At 46.6% G+C, this 26,163-nt stretch carries 25 protein-coding genes and 1 pseudogene; 15 read left to right on the plus strand and 11 right to left on the minus strand.

Features of this window, described 5'->3' with window-relative positions; all coding sequences use genetic code 11:
* Positions 1 to 120 precede the first annotated feature (120 nt).
* The gene (locus S2091_RS14200; RefSeq protein ID WP_105532600.1) at positions 121 to 2,094 is read left to right on the plus strand and encodes a glycoside hydrolase family 9 protein; all 1,974 of its coding nucleotides are present in this window, start codon (positions 121 to 123) and stop codon (positions 2,092 to 2,094) included.
* A gap of 77 nt (positions 2,095 to 2,171) precedes the next feature.
* Here the strand turns inward: S2091_RS14200 and S2091_RS14205 are convergent, their stop codons facing one another.
* The 4 genes from S2091_RS14205 to S2091_RS24055 all read right to left on the minus strand — a co-directional run bounded on the left by S2091_RS14205 (position 2,172) and on the right by S2091_RS24055 (position 4,602).
* A complete protein-coding gene (locus tag S2091_RS14205) occupies positions 2,172 to 2,642 on the minus strand; it encodes a TolC family protein (RefSeq protein WP_105532601.1) in 471 nt (156 codons plus the stop codon).
* A gap of 141 nt (positions 2,643 to 2,783) precedes the next feature.
* A complete protein-coding gene (locus S2091_RS14210) occupies positions 2,784 to 3,815 on the minus strand; it encodes a hypothetical protein (RefSeq protein WP_105532602.1) in 1,032 nt (343 codons plus the stop codon).
* A gap of 12 nt (positions 3,816 to 3,827) precedes the next feature.
* Positions 3,828 to 4,301 (minus strand): toxin-activating lysine-acyltransferase, encoded by a 474-nt coding sequence (locus S2091_RS14215; protein ID WP_165794993.1) that lies wholly within the window; start codon positions 4,299 to 4,301, stop codon positions 3,828 to 3,830.
* Positions 4,270 to 4,602, minus strand: coding sequence for a hypothetical protein (locus tag S2091_RS24055; protein WP_165794994.1), 333 nt, complete (start codon positions 4,600 to 4,602; stop codon positions 4,270 to 4,272). Before S2091_RS24055 ends, S2091_RS14215 begins: the two co-directional genes overlap by 32 nt.
* Positions 4,603 to 5,032: 430 nt before the next feature.
* On the opposite strand from S2091_RS24055, the gene S2091_RS14220 reads away from it, so the two are divergent.
* Both S2091_RS14220 and S2091_RS14225 read left to right on the plus strand, forming a co-directional pair.
* On the plus strand, positions 5,033 to 5,809 hold the full coding sequence (locus S2091_RS14220; protein ID WP_105532604.1) for a slipin family protein: 777 nt from the start codon (positions 5,033 to 5,035) through the stop codon (positions 5,807 to 5,809).
* Between the two features lie 226 nt (positions 5,810 to 6,035).
* Positions 6,036 to 6,515 carry a cupin domain-containing protein gene (locus S2091_RS14225; RefSeq protein ID WP_105532605.1) on the plus strand — a complete coding sequence of 160 codons (480 nt, stop codon included), beginning with the start codon at positions 6,036 to 6,038 and terminating at the stop codon, positions 6,513 to 6,515.
* A gap of 206 nt (positions 6,516 to 6,721) precedes the next feature.
* Here the strand turns inward: S2091_RS14225 and S2091_RS14230 are convergent, their stop codons facing one another.
* A complete protein-coding gene (locus S2091_RS14230; protein WP_105532606.1) occupies positions 6,722 to 6,988 on the minus strand; it encodes a hypothetical protein in 267 nt (88 codons plus the stop codon).
* 112 nt (positions 6,989 to 7,100) lie between these two features.
* Between S2091_RS14230 and S2091_RS14235 the strand changes: the two genes are divergently transcribed.
* The 7 genes from S2091_RS14235 (at position 7,101) to S2091_RS14265 (ending at position 13,938) form a co-directional block, all read left to right on the plus strand.
* Complete coding sequence (locus tag S2091_RS14235; protein WP_105532607.1) at positions 7,101 to 7,550, plus strand: GNAT family N-acetyltransferase; 450 nt, start codon at positions 7,101 to 7,103, stop codon at positions 7,548 to 7,550.
* A 109-nt stretch (positions 7,551 to 7,659) separates the two neighbouring features.
* Entirely contained in the window at positions 7,660 to 8,277 is a 618-nt protein-coding gene (locus S2091_RS14240; protein ID WP_165794995.1) for a TetR/AcrR family transcriptional regulator, read from the plus strand.
* 324 nt (positions 8,278 to 8,601) lie between these two features.
* Positions 8,602 to 9,882 (plus strand): alkaline phosphatase family protein, encoded by a 1,281-nt coding sequence (locus S2091_RS14245; protein ID WP_105532609.1) that lies wholly within the window; start codon positions 8,602 to 8,604, stop codon positions 9,880 to 9,882.
* 30 nt (positions 9,883 to 9,912) lie between these two features.
* Positions 9,913 to 11,202 (plus strand): cytochrome-c peroxidase, encoded by a 1,290-nt coding sequence (locus S2091_RS14250; protein ID WP_105532610.1) that lies wholly within the window; start codon positions 9,913 to 9,915, stop codon positions 11,200 to 11,202.
* Positions 11,203 to 11,329: 127 nt separating this feature from the next.
* Positions 11,330 to 11,755 (plus strand): DoxX family protein, encoded by a 426-nt coding sequence (locus S2091_RS14255; RefSeq protein ID WP_105532611.1) that lies wholly within the window; start codon positions 11,330 to 11,332, stop codon positions 11,753 to 11,755.
* 155 nt (positions 11,756 to 11,910) lie between these two features.
* The gene (locus S2091_RS14260) at positions 11,911 to 13,107 is read left to right on the plus strand and encodes a sensor histidine kinase (protein ID WP_105532612.1); all 1,197 of its coding nucleotides are present in this window, start codon (positions 11,911 to 11,913) and stop codon (positions 13,105 to 13,107) included.
* Between the two features lie 3 nt (positions 13,108 to 13,110).
* Positions 13,111 to 13,938 carry a LytR/AlgR family response regulator transcription factor gene (locus S2091_RS14265; RefSeq protein ID WP_105532613.1) on the plus strand — a complete coding sequence of 276 codons (828 nt, stop codon included), beginning with the start codon at positions 13,111 to 13,113 and terminating at the stop codon, positions 13,936 to 13,938.
* A 6-nt stretch (positions 13,939 to 13,944) separates the two neighbouring features.
* Here the strand turns inward: S2091_RS14265 and S2091_RS14270 are convergent, their stop codons facing one another.
* Both S2091_RS14270 and S2091_RS14275 read right to left on the minus strand, forming a co-directional pair.
* A complete protein-coding gene (locus tag S2091_RS14270; protein ID WP_105532614.1) occupies positions 13,945 to 14,409 on the minus strand; it encodes a DoxX family protein in 465 nt (154 codons plus the stop codon).
* 182 nt (positions 14,410 to 14,591) lie between these two features.
* Positions 14,592 to 16,652 (minus strand): annotated as a pseudogene (locus S2091_RS14275) (bifunctional 2',3'-cyclic-nucleotide 2'-phosphodiesterase/3'-nucleotidase).
* 260 nt (positions 16,653 to 16,912) lie between these two features.
* On the opposite strand from S2091_RS14275, the gene S2091_RS14280 reads away from it, so the two are divergent.
* The 4 genes from S2091_RS14280 (at position 16,913) to S2091_RS14295 (ending at position 20,433) form a co-directional block, all read left to right on the plus strand.
* Positions 16,913 to 18,118 carry a serine hydrolase domain-containing protein gene (locus tag S2091_RS14280; protein ID WP_105532615.1) on the plus strand — a complete coding sequence of 402 codons (1,206 nt, stop codon included), beginning with the start codon at positions 16,913 to 16,915 and terminating at the stop codon, positions 18,116 to 18,118.
* A gap of 132 nt (positions 18,119 to 18,250) precedes the next feature.
* Positions 18,251 to 18,508: a hypothetical protein gene (locus S2091_RS14285; protein ID WP_133166920.1), complete on the plus strand. Its 258-nt coding sequence runs from the start codon at positions 18,251 to 18,253 to the stop codon at positions 18,506 to 18,508.
* Between the two features lie 132 nt (positions 18,509 to 18,640).
* Positions 18,641 to 18,919, plus strand: coding sequence for an acylphosphatase (locus S2091_RS14290; RefSeq protein ID WP_105532617.1), 279 nt, complete (start codon positions 18,641 to 18,643; stop codon positions 18,917 to 18,919).
* 101 nt (positions 18,920 to 19,020) lie between these two features.
* The gene (locus S2091_RS14295) at positions 19,021 to 20,433 is read left to right on the plus strand and encodes an FUSC family protein (RefSeq protein WP_105532618.1); all 1,413 of its coding nucleotides are present in this window, start codon (positions 19,021 to 19,023) and stop codon (positions 20,431 to 20,433) included.
* A 375-nt stretch (positions 20,434 to 20,808) separates the two neighbouring features.
* Here the strand turns inward: S2091_RS14295 and S2091_RS14300 are convergent, their stop codons facing one another.
* The 4 genes from S2091_RS14300 to S2091_RS14315 form a co-directional block, all read right to left on the minus strand.
* Positions 20,809 to 21,705 (minus strand): hypothetical protein, encoded by an 897-nt coding sequence (locus S2091_RS14300; protein WP_105532619.1) that lies wholly within the window; start codon positions 21,703 to 21,705, stop codon positions 20,809 to 20,811.
* A 665-nt stretch (positions 21,706 to 22,370) separates the two neighbouring features.
* Positions 22,371 to 22,991: a hypothetical protein gene (locus S2091_RS14305; RefSeq protein ID WP_105532620.1), complete on the minus strand. Its 621-nt coding sequence runs from the start codon at positions 22,989 to 22,991 to the stop codon at positions 22,371 to 22,373.
* A 70-nt stretch (positions 22,992 to 23,061) separates the two neighbouring features.
* Positions 23,062 to 24,042: an alpha/beta hydrolase gene (locus S2091_RS14310; protein WP_105532621.1), complete on the minus strand. Its 981-nt coding sequence runs from the start codon at positions 24,040 to 24,042 to the stop codon at positions 23,062 to 23,064.
* 95 nt (positions 24,043 to 24,137) lie between these two features.
* Positions 24,138 to 24,842, minus strand: a complete 705-nt coding sequence (locus tag S2091_RS14315) for a C40 family peptidase (protein ID WP_105532622.1) — start codon at positions 24,840 to 24,842, stop codon at positions 24,138 to 24,140.
* 365 nt (positions 24,843 to 25,207) lie between these two features.
* Between S2091_RS14315 and S2091_RS14320 the strand changes: the two genes are divergently transcribed.
* Positions 25,208 to 26,077 carry a LysR family transcriptional regulator gene (locus S2091_RS14320; protein ID WP_105532623.1) on the plus strand — a complete coding sequence of 290 codons (870 nt, stop codon included), beginning with the start codon at positions 25,208 to 25,210 and terminating at the stop codon, positions 26,075 to 26,077.
* Positions 26,078 to 26,163 lie beyond the last annotated feature (86 nt).

Consider the following 26,163-nt stretch of genomic DNA (forward strand, 5'->3'; position numbering starts at 1 on the left):
CACACTACTTGCGGCTCGATCTTATTGCTGCCTTATGTCGCTCAGGGAAACAATATGTGATCTCCACAAATGATGTGCATCGGTAGTTCAATCTAACTGCAACCAGTAAGGGGAGAAACGATGAAGCTGCAAAATAACAAGTATGAAAGTGCTCACAGGTATGCGCCTGAAAAATTTCACATCAAGATCGGGAAAGTAATCGGTTTTTGCATGTTATGCGCGGCATTACCGGCGTGGGCAGTAACAGGCTATTTGCGTATCAATCAAGTCGGTTATGAAACAGACGTCGCAGCACAAGCCTACCTGATGACGTCATCACCGGTGAGTGATGTAAGTTTCCATGTAATCAATTCAAGCGGCGACACAGTAACCAGCGGCACCGTCGGTGCAAAAACAGGAACGTGGGGAAGTTACACTGTGTACCCTGTCAATTTCACCGTAGCCGACTCCGGCAAATATTCAATCTCAGTGTCCGGGCCAGTCAGCACGTCTTCTCCCGTTTTTACTGTTGATACCTCAACTAATCTGTATTCACAGGCATTGGTTAATACGCTCAGTTTTTATCAAAACCAACGGGATGGCTCCAACTTCATCCCTTCCGCCTTGCGCACAGCTGCGGGACATCTCAATGACGCCAACGCAACCGTCTACAAAACACCACCGATTACTAACGACAACATCACCGCAAAACTTTCGCCTACCGGCCAAAAAATAAACGCCGAGGGCGGATGGTGGGACGCTGGGGATTATCTTAAGTTCGTGCAAACCCACAGCTATACCGTCGCACTAATGCTGACAGGAGTCAGGGATTTTCCCAATCAGATGGGAGCCGGATCAGCCAAATCCAACTTTACTTCTGAAGCCGAATTTGGGCTGAACTGGCTACAACAAATGTGGGACGACAGTACCCAGACTCTTTACTATCAAGTTGGTATAGGAACTGATTTCACCGTCAACTCCGATGTCAGTGACCATGATCTTTGGCGTCTGCCGCAGGTGGACGATAATTACGTCCCGCCCTCCGCAACCGGTTTAACCGTGGCGCAGATTCCGTACATTCGCAATCGCCCAGTATTCGTCTCTGGCCCGGCAGGTTCAAAAATCAGCCCGAATCTGGCTGGCCGGCTGGCTGCTGATTTTGCGCTGTGCTATCAAGTTTTTAAACTCAGCAATCCAAGCTACGCCAATAAATGCCTGCTGGAAGCCGAGCATGTTTTTGCGCTAGCCAATACATCACCAGGCACACTGTTGACAGTAGCTCCCTATGATTTTTACCCAGAAACAGAATGGCGCGACGACATGGAATTAGGCGCAACAGAACTGTACTTTGCGCTGCAGGCGGGTAGCCTGCCAGCGGGATTACCCGTGACTAATGCCAGTTACTACCTGACTCAGGCTGCAAATTGGGCACATGCTTATATCACTGGCCCAAACGATCAGGCCGACACCTTAAATCTATACGACACCTCCGGCCTGGCGCATTTCGAGCTATATCGTGCAATAGGTATGGCGGGCAAGCCGACACTGGCCGTTACGCAAGCGGCTCTACTCAGCGATCTGTCTAGCCAAATGAGCACTTCGGTATCGCAGTCAGGTGATCCTTTTGGAAGCCCGATCGGCTGGAAAAATGGCGACACCGCTTCTCACGTGTCCGGACTTTCGGTGATGGCTAGTGAATATGGCTATCTGACCAATTCAAGTAGCTACACCACGGATGCAAATCGTTGGGCCGGTAATTTGCTTGGCGCCAATGCCTGGGGCGTTTCCTTCATCGTTGGCGATGGAACCACCTTCCCTAACTGCATACAACATCAGGTGGCCAATATCTCAGGCTCGATGAACGGAAAAGGAAATGTCTTAGCCGGTGCCGTTGTCGAAGGGCCGACCAATACAGCAAGCTCAGGATCACTGCCCGGCATGGTTGCATGCCCGGCGAATGGCGTCGACATTTATGCGAAATTCAATGCCAGTGGCGCCGTCTATCGCGACAATATGCAGTCCTATGCAACGAACGAGCCTGCCATCGACCTCACCGCCGCATCGATGTTGATGTTTGCATGGCAAATTGCAGGTGCGCCAAACGGTACGCCTTGATTAGTTAATCGTGGTATTCGGTGTAATAAGCGCTTATTACACCGAATTTGATATAGCAATAAGCTTTAGTTCATCACTCATTCCACGGCCCACATTCCCAATTTTCCCAGGCTGGCCGCAAGTTTAATCCTGGCACTACGCCAATTAGATAAAACTGAAATCTTCTGCTGTCGCGCATTGATCAATACGGTTTGTGCGGTCAATAGTTCGAGAATATTACCAACGCCGTATTTATATCGACCTTGCGATACGTTGAATGATAATGAGGCACTGTCTTCTAATTCTGCACTCAGCTTAAGGTTTTCGGTTTCCATCTCCATCGCGTAATAATCTTTCCAGACTTCGAGTGAAATTCGTATTTCTAGATTGGCGAGTTCAGCGGCTTTGCTTTCATACTTTGCTTTTGCAGCTTGAACCCGATAGGAATGACTGACTCCGTCAAAAAGAGGTATTGCCGCCGACCGAAAATTGACCCAACGGCGAAAGCGGCTAACCCACAACGCTGGAGTGGTGCTACGCGGAATTGGACGCGAACGGCTATTGTGCATTTAAATCCAGACAAAATAACTAGGGAAGAATCAATTTATGAGGAGGTGTATCAGGAACTGAAAATAGCAGCTTAAAAAATAGCATTTAGGCGACAACTAGCTTGAAAAATTCCGTAAAGCACTCTGTTATGCAATGCCGAGTTATTTAAGCAATTGCACATGCATACCGCTTTTCGTTATTAGCGCCAACATACCGTCGCATTGAGCTGAGTCATGATCAACATTAAATAGGTGGGCTGCCCCCAACACATAAAAGTGAATTCCTCCGTCATTGATGCCCGCCATTTCCTGCATCCATTCCTTGTTACGCTGACAGGTAAAAGTGTGATCAAGATCAAATACTTGATTAATGCTATTTGGCGGATATTTACCGTTAGTAATTAACTCGCTAAATTCAAATTCAAGCCGTGGAATTTTGGCTGTGAATGAATCCGAAGTAAGCAATTCCTGATTGTTGATCTGACTCTCAAAAAAATGAATGCGCTTCGGCCCAGAACTGCAATAGGCGCGCCGTGCCCCGTAAAAGGAGTCAACATCGCTGACTGAGATTTCCGGCCGGATTTGTCTTAAATGGAAAGCGATGTTGCCACGAGCTTGTGGGCTTAACGGCTTAGAAGATGATTCGGCAGTGCCGGAATCGGTCGAGTTGGTTGCCAAAATAATGACATCGGATTGGTACTTCGTAATCAGTTCGAATTCATCGAGATCTCTGACATAGGCACGCGATAACATGGCACGTTGCGGTTCACTCAAAGGGACTGACACTCCCTTCAGTAGCATTTGCTGATAAACAAATTCACGTTCACGCACGGCCAAGTCGGCAATTTTCTCGCGAATTTCTGCCAAGATTTTTTTTCCGTTTTCGTCTAACACATTTGGATCACAAACCGGCCTTGCTTCCGGTTCTCGCCCGCCTGCTCCTTCATAGGATAAGGTGTTGGCTGTCTTAAACGCGGGAACAACTACTTTGTCGAAATAACTTCCGAACTCGGTAGGCAAACCATAGTGCGTCGCCCCCAATAGATAGAATGTGGTTTTTCCATCAACAGATGTGGCCTGCCACAGTCTGGGGGGCGCTTCGTTGTCGGCACTATGCACAGTGTGTGACCATAAAATGGCGTTAAGTAAAATGATTATTCGAAAAAATAACGTCGAGTTGGGGTGAAAATTCATGTATTTTTTAACCTATATTCCATCAGAATTGGTAACGATCAACGGTCTTCTTACAGCCTCTTTAATTAACACTTCCTGCCCTACTTTACGGATATAGCGCACTGTTTGATGCGTTAAAAATAAGCTGTCACGTAATGCACGATACACATAATTCATATTTCCAAAAGGAGCTAAAAGTTCAATAATCCAAAGACTGTTTCCTTCATTCCATTCGGATTCATGCAAGGAAAATTCTCCTGTCTGAATTACTCTGTGCTCGACATCTTCTGCCAGCAGAGCCCAGATCACACATGCCACGACATTGCCATCTTCATTAAAATAAAACTTAATCGTCTTGTGGGAAATTGCGGCCTCAATGATTTTGTATAACTTACTTAACGGCTGATCGCGGTGTGCTGGGCTCGCGCGCATTAATATCAGCGCATAGCCAAATAATTCACTGCGATTTTTCAAGCTATCGGATGGCGCATCGAACCCCACCGCCATTATTGACAATGCGTTGACCGCCGTACCTCTCCGCGTTAAACGTGCGCCACTCGTTGCGATAGACGGTATCCCTATCAGCAACATGGGGCAGGCAATAATCAAAGGAAGACAGATCCACATCACGGGCAATTGCACTATTGCGCCAGACAAGACGTGCGCTAGATAAGCGCGATACGGAAAATGGAATGAATGAAGTTGATGGCAGTCCATCTAACGTTTTATGAAAATCCAGATCAATTGGAAACGGATTGGTAGCATGACTCACCTGAACTTCATCATCCGCCGTTGTTGAATACATCATCGTCGCATCCACACTTTGTGATTGAATTCTTCGCCTGATTTATCGGAAAATATTTTGTTTTTTCGAGGTGCTAATTTATTTAATTAGTAAATTCTTAAATCTGGATTTAATTCTGAGGGTTGCGAAAGTGAGTGTGCAACTGGTTTCTAAAAGTAATTTTTGATTTAATATCACTTGATTTTTTGAGAGATGAAAATAACTATTAGCCGTGTCAGCTAAACCTCAATAAAGTCCAATACCAATTTGTTGTAAATACGAAGTGGTATTTAAATTTGACCTTCTCAATTTGGCTTAACTGTTTCCCCGATCGTGCCCGCCAACCCCATTTTCAGCTCTAAAATGCCCTATTTTGGGCATATTCAACAAATTGGAATTGAGGTAAAGTCTGGTTTGTTTCCTTGCCGCAATTTGATAAATGAGAGAGAACAACATGAATGAATTGTCTGTATTTATCTGCTTGGCCTTATTCATCTTCGTGATGGCCGGATTTCGCGTTGCAAATCAATACCAGCGTGCCGTCGTTTTTCGGCTGGGCAAACTGCAAGGGCTTCGTGGGCCCGGCTTGTATTGGATCATTCCCTTTTTCGAATGGCAAAAAATTATCGATATACGTACGATCACGATCTCGGTAGACCAACAGGAAACGATCACTAAAGACAACGTTCCGGTCAAAGTTACGGTTGTAATCTGGTATGCAGTCACTGACCCGATACGCTCTGTAGTTGAAGTGCGCGATGTCGACAAATCGGTAATTCAGGTCGCACTTACTTCGATGCGCAACATTATTGGACGCCATACTCTGGATGATGTACTCAAGGAACAAGAAAGACTGGGTGCTGATATGCGTCAAACAATCGACTCGGCTACTGAACCTTGGGGTGTCAAAGTCACTCGAGTAGAAATGCGTAATGTGGAAATTCCAGAGTCAATGCAACGTGCCATGGCGCAGGAAGCAGAAGCCTTGCGTGAAAAACGGGCGCGCATTATCAAAGCCGAGGCTGAACTGGAAGCTGCTGTCAAACTGCGCGATGCGGCGAAACTGATTATGGAAAATCCAGCCGGGCTAGAATTGCGCCGCATGCAGATGATTACGGAGGTAGGTGCCGAACAAAACACCACCACCATCATCATGATGCCGAGTGAGTTTGTCTCTATGGCGAAGGGAATTGCAGATTTCACGGCAAAACTCAGCAATAAAGATGCCTAAAAAAAATTCCCTGTTTTTAATACCGAAATGAAGACACGACACTAACCAATATGGCTAGAATCTAAATTGACTACTACTTCTTTTGCTCAAACTGACAGCGCATTTAATCCTTCAAATTATTCGCATACGGATCTGACTTCAAGGGCAAACAGGGTCGCCGTCATATATCGCTTGAAACAACAATTTCTACATGTAGTAAATACGAAAATTAGGGAGAAATGAATCAATGACTGTGATCAATTCAAAAGTGGCCAATATAGGCGAAATGAAGTTAGAGCATTTTGAGAAGGGCGATACGTTTGAAAGTAACTCCGTGCGTATTGGGACACTCCTCGGAGCGAAGGACTTAGGTTATTCCTACGATGTTGTGCCACCTGGAAAGCGCTCTTGTCCATTCCACAGCCATCGCGGTGAAGAGGAAATGTTCTTTATCGTGAAGGGTTCCGGCACGCTTCGCTACGGTAGCGAAACACGGAAAATTCGTGAGGGCGATGTTATATGCTGTCCGACTGGTGGGCCGGAAACAGCCCATCAAATCGTTAACGATTCCGACGCTGATCTTGCCTATCTCTCCGTCAGCACAAAGATGGCGGCAGAAGTTTGCGAATACCCCGATTCGAATAAGATCGGCGCTTATGGCGGCAATCTGCGTCATTTGACACGCATCGAACACGATCTGGACTATTGGACTGACGAAGTGCCGTAGTTGGGTTGAAATCACTACTTTGATAAGTGGAATGTATAAGCTGGGATTTCATCCCAGCTGACTACGAGCATGAATTTGGCACGGTTGATGTTGAGGATTATTTGGATGCATCGGTGGAGAGTTTGCGGGAGAACGGCTTTGTGGGATGAATTAGGGGGGCGGAGGCAGGTAACGACGTCCCTATGTCAAATTTGAAAAAGCGATCTCTATTTGAATCTATTTGGATCTAGTAGCTCGGCACTTAAGGTGCTATATGCGTCTTGAAGATCTTGATATTGATCATATAACCCGCTGTCAAAAATCGTCTTGTTTCCCCATATTTTTGTAGGTTCGATAAATTTACCATCCACAGCATCGGTGATAATCGGCAAAAATCGATCAAGCAAAAATAACATATTTCCATCAGTCGTTGAATGTTTGAGGATTACTTCCTTGAGTCGCCTGGCTGCCTCTTTAATCCGCTGCTGATCCATGGTGTATCCTTTTTAGATTCTAGTGATTTGGAGTTTACCATTTGGTTTCGCAATATGAGGAATAATTTAAATTTCCGCTAATTAAAACATAGGGATAAAAAAGCCCCCATCGATGACCGAATTAAATATGCTAGTCAGAAAAATTTTTCCTGAAGAACTTGCATGGGCTAATGAGCAGTATTCAGAAATTAACTTCAAATTATCGACAGAATCAGATCTTATTGCGATTGCCGAAATAAATGGTGTTAAGGCCGGGCTTGGACGCCTCTGTGCAGTTGATAATAAGGCTGGCGAACTAGGTGGCATGTTCGTATTGCCTGATTTTCGGGGGCACGCCATTGCAGCGAATATTGTCGATTTTTTGTTAAAAAATTCTAATTATTCCACTCTATATTGCCTCGCGTTTGCACACCTTGAGGTGTTTTACAAACGATTTGGTTTCTTGCCCGTTGATGAAACAAAAAGCGTTCCCAAAGAAGTTACAGATAAATTTTTATGGTGCAGGGACACATATGATTCATCAGTTCTTCTCATGTGCCGTGAAGAATTTTTTACTGACTGAATCCGGCAAAAAGCGGAGCATCGACGATATAATGCGTTCCTAGGGCGTTTTGGCTTAGACATCTCCCCAAAAATGAATGTCAACACGCACTGGCACACCACTAACACAAATGACAACATCCAAAAAGCAAATTTCTACATCACGTGCATATCGAACTCGCCAAAAAATGTTCGACGCTACCGAGCAAATACTGAGTCTTGAAGGTTATGCCGCGTGGAACGAAGAATATTTATGCAAGCTATGCGAATGTTCACGCGGTGCACTGCGCTATCAGTTCCCTGATGGAAGATACGACCTTTTACCTAGCTTTATAGAGGCCGTCATTGAACAGGATTCAAAAATGGTTGAATCCCTTGGTGATTTGACTCCGGTTGAGCGGATGTATCTGTTTCTGATGAGCATGCGCTTCAAACCGCCGTCACAGGCAACAAGAGCTATTCTGGAAATTTCAATGGCGGCAAGAGGCGATGCAAAATTACTCAGTCGTATCGAACCTATTATGGAAAGCGCCAACGCGCGTGTACTTGGTATGGCGGCTGGCGAAACAGATCCGGAAATACTTGCTTTGCGCTGCCTGTTGCATGGAGCAAGCATGTATAGCCTCCATAAAGATTTCACGCCTCTTGGTTTAAACCAGTCACTGGGATGGATTCTGGATTTATTACCTATCCCGCCTGCGCTCGCAGCGCGTGTGGCCGAAATGGTTAAAGCACGCCAGGTTGCTTAGTGTATCCAACTTTTGTATCCGGCTTTTTAATACCGTGCTGGACAACATAATAGCTACGGTTCATTTTTACAAACTGATTCCGTTCAGCGCCATTCATCAGGTTTACTGACTACCCGAACTCACTCCTGTTTTCAACCAACCTGTCAGTCGATCATCCTAATTTTTTTGATGGGTTTTCGAGCCAGCGTCGTCGTCATTTAACCACCCACAAAACATACATAAATGTTTGTTGTCACGAAAAAGACATATTTGTATGTTTCAATGCGTGCGAGTTATTCATCCGTCTTTGCCTATTTAATTTCACTCAACAGGAGTAAAAAGCACATGTATTCTTTTAAAAATTTAACATCGCTCGTTGCCGGATTCATCATCCTGTGCGGAGTTGGGCTAGTTGCCGGCTGTAATACGCAAAGTACGCCAGTTACGACAACTGCGCAAAATTCAATTAAACACGTATTTGTGATTACCCTGGAAAACAAAAATTTTTCCAGCACTTTCGGCAACAGTACACAAGACACTTATCTTCAAGGAACGTTAGTGCCTATGGGGGCATTGCTCACACAGTATTACGGTACAGGTCACGTCAGTTTAGATAACTACGTATCGATGATCAGCGGCCAGCCGTCCAGTCTGGCTACTCAGACCGATTGTGCTGAGTACCAGGATTTCAGCTTAAGCAGCACGGATTCAAATGGCATCGCTACAGGTACTGGCTGCGTATATCCCGCCAGTGTTAAAACCTTGCCTGATCTGCTAACGGCAGCCAATCTCTCATGGAGAGGTTATATGGAAGATATGGGCAATGACCCAACACGTGAAAGTGCAGCGTGCGGACACCCAGCGTTAAATACACGTGATCTGACACAATCGCCAGAAGCACCAACAACAGCGGTACCCAATGGCGACCAATATGCAACACGACATAACCCGTTTATGTATTTTCATACGATCATCGATTCGCCTTCGTGTGCAACCAATGTCGTTGCATTGCCACAGTTGAAGAAAGATCTTGCGGCGGCATCAAGTACCCCGAATTTTGTATTTATCACGCCCAATTTATGTCATGACGGCCATGATGGCGACGGCACCGGCACTGCTGGCAAGGGCTGTGTTAATGGTGAACCTGGTGGGCTGACTTCCATCGATGCCTTCCTGAAAGAATGGGTACCATTGATCATGGCTTCACCGGCTTATCAACAGGACGGCATGATTGTTATCAATTTTGACGAAGGCGCGCCGCCGACACCAGCTGTTACGATGGTGAGCGGAATACCGACACTAACATTGACTTACCCTGGCGCGCCATGCTGCGGCCAGCAAACCGGCCCTAATGTCACTCGCCCTTACATCACAGACTATCCGGCGTCTGCTGCAACAGGTGGCATGCCTGTGCAACTGTCCTACGCCGGTATCGGTGGCGACCAAACCGGTGCCGTTTTGATTTCACCATTCATCAAACCCGGCACCGTTTCTAATACGCCTTATAACCATTATTCGTTATTGAAAAGCTTGCAAGATATTTACAGTGTCACTCCGTATCTTGGCTATGCAAGCCAACCTGGTTTGGTCGGATTTGGCTCGGACGTGTATGTTAAATCCAATTAAATCTAATTAAATATCAGCTAGGTTTTGGCCATGATAAATTTTTTAAAAGCTGAAACCAGCCCTATCTCACCATGGTCACGTAGTGCAATAGTATTTGCATGCGTGACCCTGGCACTAGCTGCCTGCCAGCCATCAACAGATCAAGAAAAATCCAAGTTAATCAATCACAGGTCAGTTACAGCGCAAGATGCGCAAGCATCTTCATCTGGATTATCTGAGTTGGCACTGCTAGGAAAAAAATTATTTTTTGATCCGGCACTATCCGGCTCTGGAAAAATGTCATGCGCTACCTGTCATGACCCGGCGAATGCCTATGGACCGCCTAACAATCTCGCCGTTCAACTGGGTGGCGCCGATCTAAAGACCCAAGGTCTGCGCGCAGTGCCGTCACTACGTTATGTGTTAAATCGAACGCCATTTTGGTCTAAGCAATTTGTATCCAATCCGGTTGAACGGCTTATTGAAACTGACTCCCCACCCGTTGGTGGCCTAACTTGGGACGGTCGTTTCAACACCTTGCACGAACAAGCAAGTGCACCTCTGCTGGCAGCCAATGAGATGGCAAATGAAAGCCCGAATTCAGTAATAAGCAAGGTTGCAAAATCTGCTTATGCAACTGATTTTGCACATGCCTTTGGCCAAAATGTCTGGCAAGATCCGGCTCGTGCCTTTAACGGTTTGCTGCTGGCAATTGAACGATTTGAACTTGAAGATGCCAGTTTTCACCCCTACACAAGCAAGTTCGATCAGACGCTTAAAGGCCAGGCAACATTATCGGCAAGTGAGTTAAAAGGCCTTCAATTATTTAGCGCGCCTGACAAGGGCAACTGCGCCTCATGTCACTTAGCGGTATCTGGTGCAGATCATTCTGCGCCGTTGTTTACTGATTTCAGTTTTTCAGCTTTAGGTGCGCCACGCAATCCCCAAATTATCGCTAACCGCAATCGACAATTTTACGACCTCGGCCTGTGCGGGCCATCGCGTATTGATCAACAGAAAAAACACGAATATTGCGGCATGTTTAAAACGCCAGGCTTGAGAAATGTCGCTAATCGGCGTGTTTTTATGCATAACGGTGTCTTTAATGATTTGGAAAGTGTCGTTCGATTTTATGTGGAACGGGACACAAAACCAGAAAAGTGGTATCCAAAAAACTCCGATGGCAGCGTCAATAAATTTAATGATCTGCCAGTGAATTTACGAAGCAATGTCGACACTCTTGACGTTCCGCTAAATCGAAAAAAAAGTGATAGCCCAGCGTTGAGTGATGAAGAGATCAAGGATGTGGTGGCGTTTTTAAAAACGCTATCTGATCAGTAAATCTAGTTTTCATCACTGAGGCAGAATCGGTTCGACCCACGCTAGCGGAGTTTCGTCACAGTGGCCGCCACGCTACAGCCGTGCACCGCCATAATCCTTCCAATAATTTTTACTACAAGGAGGCACCATGTTAACGATAGACCGCAACAAAAACGCACTAATCTTTTTACGCATCCTCATTTCCTGCCTAATCGCCGTACACGGCTGGCACCGCCTCATCTATTCGGACCCGGCGGATCTGGGCGGGGCAATTACCGACTTTGGCTTCCCAGTTGGGCTAGCTTTAGGTTGGTTGATTACACTCGTCGAAGCGTTTGGTGCACCGCTATTCGCAATGGGCTGGTTAGTGTTTCCGCTGGGGGTGTTTTACACATTTGTCTATGTGATGGCGATCATTTTTTATCACGCGCCGCATGGCTGGTTTTCATCCGGTAGCGGGGCTGATGGCTGCGAATATGCGGTGCTGCTGGTGGGTGGCCTGCTATGTGTGAGCACGCAGCATGTTCCAACGTGGATAACAGTGCGCGGGCTGAAGTTTTGGCAACGGGCATAGCGACGCGACGAGCAGTAGAATGTCGATCTATGCTGACGTTACGCTGCTCAACGAATCGATGAAACCTGAGGTGCAACGATGAAATATAACAATGAAATACAGCGATGAAGGACAGAGCCACTTAGTTGTAATAGTCGCTGCTATACTGCTCCGCTATGAAAACCGAAAATAGAAATGCTCCCAGCTTGCCAAAGTTGAACTTGGCTGCCTGGCAAAAACTGTCGAAAATTTTCGCCCTTAATCTAGTGGCATGGCTGACCTTTACCTCGATAGGCGCACTAACTTCATTCAATGACGATTTACGTTCAGGTTTATTGCCTGATTATTGGGAAATATTCAAGGATTGGGGCAACAGCGCCATTGCACTAGCGCTACTCAGTTTCGTTATCTATGCTATTTTCTCGCGCTGGCCGCAAGTGATTGCAAACGGCAAAAAAATTATTTTAAGCTATGGAGTTTTGCTACTTTTTCTCTTGCCGTTGAATTTGTTTTATGTCGTCAAATTCCTTCTAAGCGAAGCCAATCAAAGCATGAATTGGGTTGAGAGTTGGAATGCAAGTTGGGATGTGATTCAGACCCAAATTTTAGTGATTGACGACTACTCCTCTTTATTACGCTTATCCTCAGTCACAGCGGTTTTCTTCGCCGTAGTCATTGTCAAAATCTGGCAACGCAGTCAGGCGCGCGACAAAGCTTGGGAACAAGAGCACGCCCACAACCTGAGCCTGCGTCTGGAACTGGAGGAGCAAAGACTATCCGCTTTACGCGCACAACTTGAACCGCACTTCATGTTTAATGCACTCAACGCGATTAGTGCCTTAGTGTTGACTGACAACAAAGAAAATGCGCTAAACGGAATTCATGGCCTGAGCGAATTATTGCGCTATGCCTTAACCGTTAGCGAGAAAAATAGTGTCAAATTATCAGAAGAACTGGCGTTTTTAAACGACTATATCGCGCTACAAAAACTGCGCTATGGCTCTCGCCTGCAGATAACCATTGACGGCGTGGATGATGTCATCGGCGAGGTAAATTGTCCGCCTTTGCTGCTGCAACCATTGGTTGAAAACGCACTGCGTCACAACTTGGATTGCCATCAACATGACAGCGACATTCACCTTAGTTTCAGCCAGCAACAAACAAATATACTCATTCGCATCAGCAATCCCTTGCACGACACAATAAAGACAACAGGCAGCAACCCTGGCGCAGGTCTCGGTTTACGTAATACACGTGCGCGGCTGCAACTTGCGTACGGTGCGTACGCTTCATTACAAACCAGCGTAGTCAACGGCCGTTTTCAGGTTGATCTGCTGCTACCCGTATCTTTAAACGATTATTTAAACGATTAGGTCATGATAGACAACAACCACACTACAACTGATTTTGCTATCAATCGCGCCATCATTGTCGATGATGAAGAGTCTGGCCGCATCATGCTGCGCTATGCTTTGTCCGCGAAAAAAAATTGGGTAATAGTGGGCGAATTTAACAATGTCGCAGCAGCCCGTGAATTTTTAAAAACACAAGAAGTCGATGTGATTTTTCTTGATATACAAATGCCCAGAGAAAATGGCACCGGCCTTGCTCGCAGTGTCAGTGATATGGAACGGCCACCCTTAATTATTTTTGTCACGGCCTTTAACACGCATGCCATAGAGGCCTTTGAAGTGCATGCCTTAGATTACCTGCTTAAACCGGTTGGCCCGGCGCGCTTTACTCAAGCCCTCAGTCGCGCTGATGAAATCCTCACGCAAAGGCGTGGTTACGCCAAAGCGCTACGCAGCTATGTTGACAGGGAGGAGCAGGCCAATGACACAATCACCAACGCAGGCAACTATTTACAACAGATCGTTGCCCGCTCGGTCGGGGAGATGGAGTGCATCGCACTCAGCGAAGTTTTATGGATGTCCAGCGCGGGAAATTATGTAGAGCTACATTTAGATAAGCGCGTGGTACTGCATCGTATGGCACTGAGCGCAATAGAAAAACTCATCAATCCAAAAGACTTTATCCGCGTACACCGCAGTGCCATTGTCCGCACTGACCAATTTCAACACATCAAAGTGATCGGCGATGGCTCGTATCGCCTCACACTTCTCTGCGGCGCAGAAGTTACGGTTAGCGAGCGCCATATTGAACAGGTGCGCGGCTTCTTTAAAGAGCTACAGGGATCTGAATAGGCTTACTTAGCGAGCCATTAAAGGTAATTGTGAATCATCAAAACTCGGTCGAACGATGGTTTTTTGTTTTTCTCTGTCGATTGCGGCCATGAGCAAACACATGACGCACAAAGCGACACTATACTCACAACCACCTTCACCCCATTCGCCGACAAACCAACCGAGGCGCGCATGAATGATGATGATACCTCCGGCACTAATACCGAAAAAACTCATTGCGACCCAGCGGGAAAATTTATTAAAAATTAAAAATACGCCACCGACCATTTCAATCGCCGTCGCGATATAAGGAACAGCATGTGCAAACGGAACACTACGCTGGGCGAGAAAATCGCCAAAATCATGAAAATAATGTGGCTCAAAGAATCGCATCGTGGCGTGCGCCATAAATAAAGCGGCAAGTGTCAGGCGGAAAATCACCAAACTCTGATCCAAAGTTAAATAAGGAAATTCATCAATGTATTTTTTCATGAACGACTCCAAAAGTAGAGTCACGATTATGTAATTGAATACGCAACTTGTGGAGGTTGCTGTGACGAATATCCGTTCCGGTGTGACTAGTGGCTATATCCGATCGCGTTTTTATCCGGCGTAGGCATGCTGAAATACGAGCCAGCACGCCGCACACAAAGCAGCACAGATCAAGACCGGTTTCATTGCTTAGTTAAACTCACCCTAGTTAAGTCCACCATGTTTAAATCCACCTTATATATCGTTAACCCAGTAAGCGGATCACTGCTCAGCACCGACAAATTACGCATGCCTACGCTACTTGCCAGAGCCAGTTTGCCTTGTGGCGCGGTATACGTTACGTTACCGAGCGTCGCCACTTTGGTGAAGTGCCAGCTGCGGTCCGATCCGTTACTGCTCAGGCTTAAATTGGATTTTTGCGCTTTAACATACGCTGCCAGCACAGCACGGTTAGCATCCTCCGAGCTGTAAATTGTCTTACTACCGTCCAAACCCGGAAAATTACCACCGCCGCTGGCACGGTAATTATTGGTCGCCACAATGAACTGCTGGCTGTCAGCGACTGCTGCGCCCAGGTAAGTCAAGTTCTTAATCCGCGCGCCGAGTGGCTGGGTCACATCAATTTCATAACTAATATCTTTAGATGTAAAGGTGTCAAAGTTGTAGCCGTAGGAATTGGGATTGATCAAGGCTTGATCTGTCGTTAAGGTCGGATTAATTTGATTAAACCGATAGGCCGATTTTTCCAGCCAGGCGTGCAGATCGGCGCCAGAAATTTTGACTGCCGTAATCGTATTGGCGAAGTAATACAGATCAGCGGTATTACTTAAAACCAGGTTCCCAGCAGGTACATCGGTGTAATCATGGGCACCGCCGCGGCCGCTTTTAAACGGCGCGCTGACCGACAATACCGGCAAATTAGCCAGTTGCGGAAAATTGGTTTTAACAACATTACTTACATACTCGGTTTGTGCCTGATTAACGATCTGAATAGCTGTTGGATCACCGAGATCAGCAAAAAAACTGGACATTTCAAAATCAGTCCGACCCACCGGCGTCTTCATGTAAGCAATCGTTGCTTGGTGTTCCGCCTCGATAATCGGAGCAATAGTTGGGTCGGCCGCCACCGTAGTTGCCGCCTTATTTGCATCCAACGTCGTCGTGCCACGGGTCTGCACCACTGTTTTAGTTTTATCGACCACCCAGTGTGTTCCGTTGTATGTCAACGCCAACTGAATCACGCCCAGATGTTTTCCCCAATAATTCGCCATCACCGTAGGTACGCCGTTGACCAGACCAGCTACTTTATCCACGCCGGGCAACTGGAATTGCGGCACTGTACTGCTTGCATTCGGAAAAATCTGGTGTACATGTCCGATCAGCATCGCATCTATACCGGCGACTTGAGACAAGTAGTAATTACCGTCTTCCATTGACGGCGTATAAGGTGAATTGTCCAGCCCGCCGTGCGAAATAGCGACCACGATATCCGCACCCTTAGCGCGCATTTCTGGAATGTATTTCTCTGCTGTTTCCTTAATTCCTACGGTAGACACTTTGCCGTTCAGCCAGCGGCTGTCCCAACTGGTGATGGTCGGCGGAGTAAAGCCGATCACACCGACTTTGATCGTCGCGCTAACAGTTTTGCCATTCGGGTCGGTGGCCGATACCACTTTATCCAAAATGACGTAAGGCTTAAACAGCGGTTGTTGATCTCGGTTGCTGACAACATTAGCCAGTATTTGCGGAAAATTAGGGCCGGCACATTGTTGCTGATCTGCGACTGCCGGCAAGCCGTCCACATTGAATTTACTACCGGTCACTTGCGCCAGATAAGGCAGTCCAAAATTAAATTCATGGTTACCGATCCCTGCGGCGTCGTATTTGGTTGCATTCATGACCTTGTACACGGCCAGTGTCTGATCACATTTAATTGGGTTGGCAATGGCCTGATAATCAGCCAAAGGCGTACCTTGAATAGCGTCGCCATTATCGAACAACATGGAATTACTGAATTCGCTACGGGCAGCGCGTATCAGGCTCGCGGTACGCACGAATCCAATTGAAGTATCTTCCGCCGCCTTAAATTAATCATAGCTGCGCAGATTGGCATGAATATCGGTCGTTTCCAACAGGGCCAGCCGAGTATTCGTACCAGTCGCTGTAGTCGAGGTAACTGGTGTGACAGTGGAGCAGGAAGACAACACTAATGCAGAAATGACAGTTAAACACGGCAGTTTCATCGCAGTTCTCAAAAAAATTTAAAAGCCTGACTGTAGCGTCACTATGTGACTTTGCGATGACGCTGCTTTAATCAAAGCAGGGCTTCCATCATTAGCATTCCCAACTAGTTTTTTGAGATGTGGCAATATTGACATACAGCATGTTAATGGGCATTATCGCCCAACGTTGGACAATTGCACGCTTCGCAAATTAGATGCATCACCACTTACTTTATTGCTTGGCGCATTCGTAAATACTGATTTGAAAGTTAGTTAAATTTATGATTTTTTCGAAAATATTCTCTCCTAAAAACTTACTTATTGGGATTGCGCTCGCAATATCTTCCCAATTTTCCGTGTCCGGCGGCGTCAATGCAGCCGAGTTATTACATGCCGCCAATTCACTGCCGCCAGCATCGATTCAAACGGAAGCGTCAATCAAATCAATCGTCACTGCCGCCGCCCAAGAGTATCTTAGCGACCCAAACACAGCGGGTATATCGATTGGCATAGTGCGTGGAAATCACAATTACGCATATCACTTCGGCACAGTCGATAAGACACTAACGCAGCTACCGAACGACAGCACCGTTTATCCAATTGCGTCTATCACCAAAACTTTTACCGGCACGCTTCTCGCTCAAGCAGAGCTTGATCACAAGCTCAAAATTACCGATGATGTCCGCTTATACCTCAACGGCGACTATCCAAATCTCGAATTTGCTAAACAGCCGATACAACTATTCCATTTGCTAAATCACCGCTCCGGCCTGCCTTTTATTTTGCCCAACCCACCCGAAGCGGCACCTGACTTTGTTGATGTTGTTCCGTATCCACTGCGTATAGATAAAATTGTGGATAGCAGTAACAAGAACGGCTTTTATACGGCTCTTCACCAGATTACGCTTAGTGCCGCGCCCGGCACACATTTTCAGTACTCGAATGCAGCGGCCCAGTTAGCTGGGTACATTGTTGAGCATGTTTATGGCGAGACGTTTGAAACATTGCTGCACGAAAAAATAACCGGACCGTTGGCAATGCATGACACCGTAATCGAACTTGCGCCCTCCCAAGCAAAAAGGCTGGTGATCGGCTATGACGAAAATGGTGCGCGCTATCAGCCATCGTCCAACAAATTCCAGGGCGCGGCCGCGATCAAATCGACTCTCCCAGACATGCTGAAATACGCGCAATGGCAGCTTGACGCGCACGCGCCGGAAGTAAAGCTCTCTCATATCCCAACATATTCCAACGACGATTTTTCCATCGGCCTGAATTGGCAGATGCTTAGTGCCAACGGGCGCAAAGTCCTTTGGCAGGATGGCGCGACGCCCGGCTTTGCCAGCTTTTGTATTCCGCAGCCGGATGCCAATTTAGCGCTGGTCATTCTCTCTAATGAACTAGGCCCAGCCACGCTTGGACGGCTTTCGGCAATGGCCAACAAGATCATGAAGGCTATTGATGAACGTAGTATTACCAAGCCTTGAGATTGTTTATTTATTTGCTGGCTGCGATTGATGCTTTGCGGTGAAAAATGAGTCCACTCAATTTCCCTTTCATGTATCCAAATACCCTATTTACAGCACCATACGCCAACGTTTAATTTGCTAATGCTTAATATGAAAATTTGTGAAATTTGTGGATCGATTCTGGAAGAATGTGGGACTTGCCTATTTAATGTGCCGGAAGACAAAGCGCCTTGCCTTGCAGACTATGAAGCGATGGCACGAGGTGAAATGAGTCATGCCGAACATCAAATTGTGGTTGGGCGGTGGGCGCTTCACAATACTGAATTGCAAAGCCAAAAGACCCTCATCAAAATGCGCGAATTTGCCGATAGTGCGTGGGGTAAGAAGGTAAAGATTTTTAAGATGTAACTCGGCAGATTAACGCGCCATTGTTTTTACGCAGAGTGTTGAGCTGGTGATGTGTTAGCTGAACATTCTGCGCTTTAATGATGCAAGAGACTTGAATACTTTATTCTACATTTTGACATGACGAGGCTGAAAATGATAAAACGGCTAATGATTGAAGGACGCGTGCAGGGTGTCGGTTATCGCGCTTCCTTTGCCGACAAGGCGATTGCCCTTGGCCTTTCCGGCTGGGTGAGAAATCGCCGGGATGGTTCTGTGGAAGCCTGCATTCATGGCGATGCGCCTGCAATTGAATCCATCATCACTTGGTCGAGGCATGGACCTCCGGGCGCTGGGGTGCGTAATGTCACCGTCGAAGACACCGAAGAGCCAGCACCTTCGGATGGAAAATTTAAAATTTTGCCGACGCAATGAATCATTCAAAATCAAGCTCGCACGACCTGAGTTAAATAGAACAATGGAATAATTTTTGGACGGCAATCACAAATTAAAGGGATAGAAAGAGCGAGACGATAATGAAATTAATGACTTCATTCAAAGAAGCCAGCGTGACTATGTTGGCTTCGATTCTTACCTTAATGTGTAGCTTGACACTAAATCCAAGCACAGGATCTGGCGTGCTCGCTGTCGTGCTATGCCTTTCACTCTCACGCAGCCAACTTGACCGTGATCAGCGCGGTCGAATTGAGGCGGCCTTTGCGCTTCCTGTCGTTAGCATGATTGCAGTTGGGGTCGGCTTCCTATTGCTGCATACCCCGTGGCTAGGCGCTTTCGTTTTTGTGGCAGGTATGTTTCTGTCTATCTGGCTGCGCCGCTTTGGCGACATGGCACAACGTGCCGGCTCACTCATTGCACTTCCCTTTGTTGCACTGCTTACCACGCCGCACATTTCTCATCATCAGAATAGTGCCGTTCCGGCAGTACTCATCCCGGTAGTGATTGCGCTGTTGGCACTGCTGTGGGTGAGCTTGCTGCATACGGCAGCATTTCATCTACGTTTCTTAAAACCCGTACCGAAGGTGCAAACCAAGAGCACGGCATCGACCAAGGCTAAAACCGAGAGCGCACTAAAACCAATAGCCAGCACCAGAATGGCGATCCAGATGGCCGTCGCGCTGGGTATATCATTTGGCATTGGGTATGTCTATTTTCCTGAACGGTGGTCATGGGTAGTCCTCACCGCTTTTATCGTTTCTGCCGGTAACCGGGGTCGATTGGACGTTGCGTATAAAAGCGTACTGCGCGTAATAGGTGCGGCAGCCGGAACCTTAAGCGCCATAGCCATTAGCACCCAGATTGAATCGCACGCGTTAAATCATCAAATCGTTGTCGCGCTGATCTTAGGCGCATTGTTTCTGGGCATCTGGCTGCGTCCCATGGGTTACGGCTGGTGGGCTTTGTTTGTGACACTTACGCTAGCTCTGCTACAGGAGTTAGCAGGCACATCTGCATTGCGCATATTGTGGCCGCGGCTGGAAGAAATATGCATCGGAGCAGTTATCGCGGTTGCCACTGCCTGGTTTGTGCTCCCGGTACGCTCAACTGCGGTGCTGCGTAAACGCTTGAGCCAAGCGCTTGCCAGTCTGTCGGATGCGTTGGATCCGGCGATACCGGAACGCAAGCCCGACGAGTTTATTGCAGCGGTCGACGCAGTTGAAGAAATAGTGCCCGCGTTCAGAGCCAGTCGTCTAGTGATGCGCTATACCCACGACCAGCATCCGGCAGATTGGGTGGATGCCCTACTAGCGTGCAAAAATCCCGCTGTGACACTAATCGAATGCAATGCAACGCCCGGCAGTGCAAGGCGTGCAGTCGGTGCTGCGCGCAAATCACTGCGCGAACCCAAGGATATTTTATTGTCGTTGCAGGAATTACGTAGTTCGTTGATTGATAGCGAAAAAACTATTCATGTCAATGAACATGGATAACAGTATCTACAAAACACGGGCGGTTGGGCTAAAGTTTTATCAGTCCAACATTTCTCCAATATTGAACTATTTTTTGGCAACTTAAAGACGTGAAATTTTTAACGTGCTATCGCTTTCTACATAGGCTGGTGAGCTGATCGTTAGTGATGTATTACCTAGCGCATTAAGCATTACCCACGCCTTTTGGAGTGCTAGATTTCATTCCGCTCTCAAGTTCCTTGATCCACTTTTCAGTCTCTTTTTTAATAATTGCGTGTTACAGGCTAATGCGGGTTATACGTCGCACAACATGTCAATTCCGAGACCAAGCGGCGAATCTTTCGTAATGGCAGATCCGCCACCGGCTTCTATTTAAAAATCAGTTGTCTCTTTGATTCAAGCCAATTTGTCTTTCAACCAAGATTGCAAGTCGGCTCGACGTTTCAACGTACCATCCAGCATCGCTTCAATGCGATCACAATCGCTCTTCGCGATATCTTGATATGCCCACGCCAGTAAATTTTTGTCGGTAGTCGATGCAAGTGTCGAGTTATCGTTGGAGGTAAAGCTTACACCCAGATTCCTCGCCAAAAGGTAAAATCCACACATATTGAGTATATGTATCCTCACCTTATGACCTGTTGGATTTTTCTCCATTTTTGTTGCATAGTGACGCGCTAATGCTAAAGCATTACCAGAAGCGATCATTCGTTGATCAGATTGTTTAGGGGTGTTAATTCCAGCAAGAATATTTTCGATGCACTGTTTTTTTTCTTCCTTCGTGAGCAGAAACGGGCGACCGCTATAACGTGCGATGTTCGCCATCCCAATCCAATTATTACCATCCCAGACCTCTACACCTGTAGATCCGTCAAAATACTTGACGCCATACGCGCCAGCTTCCAGGGGTGGGCGGTTCATCGCAATGCTAATTGCATCCGAATACGTGATATCCATAGCTGTCGCGACAATCGTTGTGCCATTTAACCAGGCGAACTGGACTGAGTTACTTGGGGTAGTTGGTGTCACCGTCTTTCCTCCTAATGGCCCCCACCCTGCCGGGCACGTAAGGCTCTGCGGGTTGTTTATCTCCCCATTTATGTCGACTTGGGTTGCTGGTGGGGGTCCTTCAAAAAGCATATCGGTCGGAAATGAAGTTCCAGGAATTACTTCGCTAGGAAACTGAAAGGTTGAAGGCGATGCGGTTATTGTAAATCGGTAGGCCACAGAACTCAGGGCTCCAACTTTTAAGGTCATGTGTACGTACTGTTGTGCTTTTAGAATCAGTGACATAGTAGTTTTCCTTTTGATCTTTATTTTCGATATTAACAGTGTCTTTCAGTCGCTTTAATATACCCATAACTTACCGATACTTGATCGATATTACCAGCTCAAAAAATCCCCCGCGCCATTATCAATTCAACCACTTCCAGGAACATAGTTCATTATTACAGATGCTCAAAGTGCTTATTCGGTCGCTAAGAGCAAGTCATAAAAACAACCCAAACGACTCCTTACTTTAGTCATTACAGTCTTTCGCCAGTGACCAACAATAATTTAAAAATTAATATATAGCAACTTCTCTATCGCTGGCCGGAATGGTATTTACAACAGTCATTCAGATTTTGCCCCTGAAGACTTGTTGGTGCCCATACCGGTCTCTGTCGAGGCTATCCAAAGCAGGCATTCAAAAACGTGATTCTTGGTATTGGTATTGCCCGTTATTTTGTATCAATAAAAACTTGAACACCTCGCCAAATGCGGATGCTTAAAGAAATAAGCAATTTTGTGGCGTTTTAAGCATACCCAAAACTAGATATGCGATAGCCTTTTAAAAACTCTGAGGAACGCTGGTCAAAAGTAATTGGATTCAACTAGCTCCTTTCTATAAAACTGACTAGTATCACCTCGGCCACCCCATCTTGAATAGCGATGGGGCGAACAGTCCGCATATGAAGTTAAGTCTTGCCCTCCATCCGTTGGCCACGATCTACCGGTTTAAGCAACGGATTCCCATTAGTGAACTTGGCATCGTCCCGAACATTTTTAGGTAACCTGGCCAGTCGCTCAGACAGCGGATCAAGATAGCGCGCCATTGCGGCAGCATTTGATCGAATTACGGGATCGGACTGCAGTTCCGCTTCCATGGCGTAAGCCCAACCTGCCCACGGTAATTTCTTTTCCACCTTAGCCACCCAATCGAGCACCTCGACCCGGTATTTTTCGTTTTTGGTTTCAAAATACAACCACTCCATGATTTCGGCATAACTGTAGTCCGGCAAAAATCCGGTGGCCAGATTGTTGGTTACGAACAGTTTGGCCATATGGGCCGACTCGATCGAACCGTCAACGTCATGCTTGAAAGCCTGCAGCACGGATTTGGTCAGATGATAATCAAACTGGCGATCATCCTGATGGAACAAGGTCGGAAGATTTTCGATATAAGCAGTGTCATTGATTTTGGCGGCTGCAAACGCCCAGTATGGCTCGAAGTAAGTGACCAGTGGGCAGGTCATGTCATACAACTGCCCGGCCTCAGCCATTACCTTTTGAGCGCCCACGTAGTCCTTTGCCTGCATGTCCCGATAACCTATCATGTGAAATGGCTTGCAATCGCAGGGTGTATTACAGACTACGCGGGCTGGTTTATCACCTTTTCACACCAATCGTCGTCAGCCACGTTTCAACCAAAGTAGGCCATGCCGTGGCCGGAAATTCGGTTCGTCGCAGCCCAAATGCATGCCCACCTTCGGCATATGAATGCAACTCAACAGGAACGCCAGCTTTCCGTAGCGCCACATAATAGCTCAGTGAATCCATAACACTATCAACATGATCATCTTCATTTTGTAAGAGAAAGGTCGTTGGTGTTTGCGCGGTGATGTACGAGGCAATCTCCGGGTTGAGTACCAGACTATTCTTGATCCATGATAAATGCCCTGGATAGAGAGCAACCGCAAAATCGGGGCGGCTACTCTGCTGGTCAGCGGAATCTATTGCATGATAAGTTCGCTTTGAAAAATGCGTGCTAACAGCTGCCACCAGATGCCCACCAGCCGAGAAGCCAAGAACACCGATCTTGTGGGGATCAATATTCCATTCCGCAGCATGGAAACGGATCAAGCTCACAGCACGTTGGGCATCTTCGAGGGCAGCAGGTATTTTAGGCGTAGCTTGACATTGGCATTTTTCATTCCATTGAGTCCCAGAATGAGGTACACGATATTTCAGCACAATGCATGTGACGCCTATTCCGGTCAGCCAATCGCAAACCTCAGTGCCTTCCAAATCAATGGCGAGAACATTATAACCACCACCAGGGAACACCAAAACCGCGGCGTTGGCATTCGCCCCCTTAGGGCTATATATCGTCATCGTTGGCCGCGCCACATGGGATATATAGCTCCATTGCTTACCGGCGACGAGTTTTGTTTTTTCAATCTCTCGTGTTTCGGACTCAGTAGAAGGCCGCGCATCTGGCACTGCATCCGGCCAGAGTTGAATCTGCACCGGCTCGTGAATTGGCTCTTGAGTTTGTAGCTGTGTGAATTTATCGGCATTGTCAGAAAAACTATGTGCTGAGCTAAAAATCGTAGAAATCGCAAATAGAAATAGGCAAAGAATTCTCATGGTGCTTCTAACTAGCCTCTGTTATCAAGTAGTTGAATCCTCCCACCCTAAACGGCCAGATGGGAATCTCTAAAGCAATCATTAAAAAGGGGATTTCAATCCTTGATGCGATTGACCACCTCAAGCACTTGGTAGTCCACCAAAAAATCGCTCAATGATTGACGGATAACGCCATGATCACGATGGGCATGCCAAACGTCACCATCAACATAAATGCCTACGTGATGAGTGCCTCGTCCGCCGATCCGCGTACAGAAGATCAAATCGTGTTTGCTTATGTTTGCCAAGTCTTTACTTGTACCGCTTCTTCTCTGATCAAAAGTGTTTTTCGGAATACAGCGATCAAGTACATCTCTGAAATAACATTGCGCTAAACCTGAACAATCTATTCCAATCCTGGTAATGCCGCCCCAAACGTAAGGAGTTCCACTCCATAAATCAAAAAATTCACCAGTTGAGAGCTTCATCGAGGTGACTGGATCAAACGCTTTAATCTCAGGACTGATCTCGACTTCATTTTGCAAGACCCAGCCCAACACCTTATCTGACTTCATAATTAAAATATGCTGTTCATGATGTCCGAGCACTCGAACGACCTCATTCGATTCAATCTGTGATTGTCGCAGTGAGTCCTTTCGCGAAGGTGAAAAATTTGAATAGCCATCCTCAGGGAAGCGCAGGATATCGGTTAATTGCATTGCCCTTGCAAACGTTGCAGGTATCCATAAATTTGGTTCAATTCGCACCATATAGGATTTATTCCCTAATTTTTTTAGTTGGAGAGGTGATGGTTTGTACATAAGCGGATCAAGGCCTAAAAAATAGTTAAGTCAACTTACAAAGAGATAGTGCATTTCTATTCGCTTTATAGAGAGGCAAAGCTGCCGCCACTCACAAACATAACGTTATTGATGTTTTTTTACTCAGCTTATGCTGTTCTGACGCATAAGTAATATCTTTTGTTTTTTGACAAATTCCTGTTTATTCATAATAGTTTCTTATGACATTTCTGCTTACAGAGCCTCAGGCATAACTCAACTTTCCGGATTTACCCTTGTAAATTAAGTTCCCCCATAGAGGCGATGCAAATATCTCATCTTTGGAATTTATTGACAAGAGAGAATAATTTCAACTAGAGTAAAGAAAAACTTATGACTGACTCCCCATGCGATCTAATCTTCCTCTCAATGCATTACGCGCATTTGAGTCATCGGCACGACATCTGAACTTCACCCACGCGGCACTTGAATTAAACGTGACTCAGGCTGCGGTCAGCCAACAAGTTCGCATGTTGGAAGAGCGCCTTGGCACAATTCTATTTAAGCGCTTGCCACGTGGATTAAGCATGACCGACGAAGGCTGCGCGCTTCTGCCGGTATTGAGCGATGCGTTTGGCCGCATTGAGGCTGTGCTCAAAAAATTTGAAGGCGGCCATTTTCGTGAAGTGCTTTCGGTGGGCGTTGTTGGTACATTTGCCCTCGGTTGGCTAATGCCCCGGCTAAAATTATTTCAGGAGTCTCACCCGATTGTTGAGCTAAGACTTTTTACGCATAACAACAAGGTCGATCCAGCGGCGGAAGGTCTGGATTTTGCGATTCGTTTCGGAGAGGGCACATGGCCAACAACTCAAAATGTTGCGCTACTTGAGGCACCGCTTGCCGTTTTGTGCGCACCAGAAATCGCACGACGCATTAAGGTCCCGGGTGACTTGGTCAACGAGACGTTGCTGCGTTCCTATCGCAATGATGAATGGAATATCTGGTTTGCCGCCGCGGGGCTTGAACCGTGGATGCTAAGCGGGCCAATTATTGACTCGTCGCGGCTGATGGTGGAAGTGGCAATCCAAGGCGACGGCGTTGCCTTAGCACCGCCAGCCATGTTTACGCGCGAAATCCAATCAGGCTTGCTGGTACGCACGTTTGATATTGAAATTAAGACCGGCGGTTATTGGCTTACCTGGTTAAAATCCCGCCAAATGTCCGTGGCGATGAAATTGTTTCATGACTGGGTTATAGAACAAGCGGAAGCAGCTTAGACAATTTAATGTCAAGATTAATGTCCCCGCAATGGCATTCTCTGCTTAATAATTGATTTATCAATCTACACTTCAATAATCTTTGA

The sequence above is a fragment of the Solimicrobium silvestre genome, assembly GCF_002976435.1.
Taxonomy (GTDB): Bacteria; Pseudomonadota; Gammaproteobacteria; order Burkholderiales; family Burkholderiaceae_D; genus Solimicrobium; species Solimicrobium silvestre.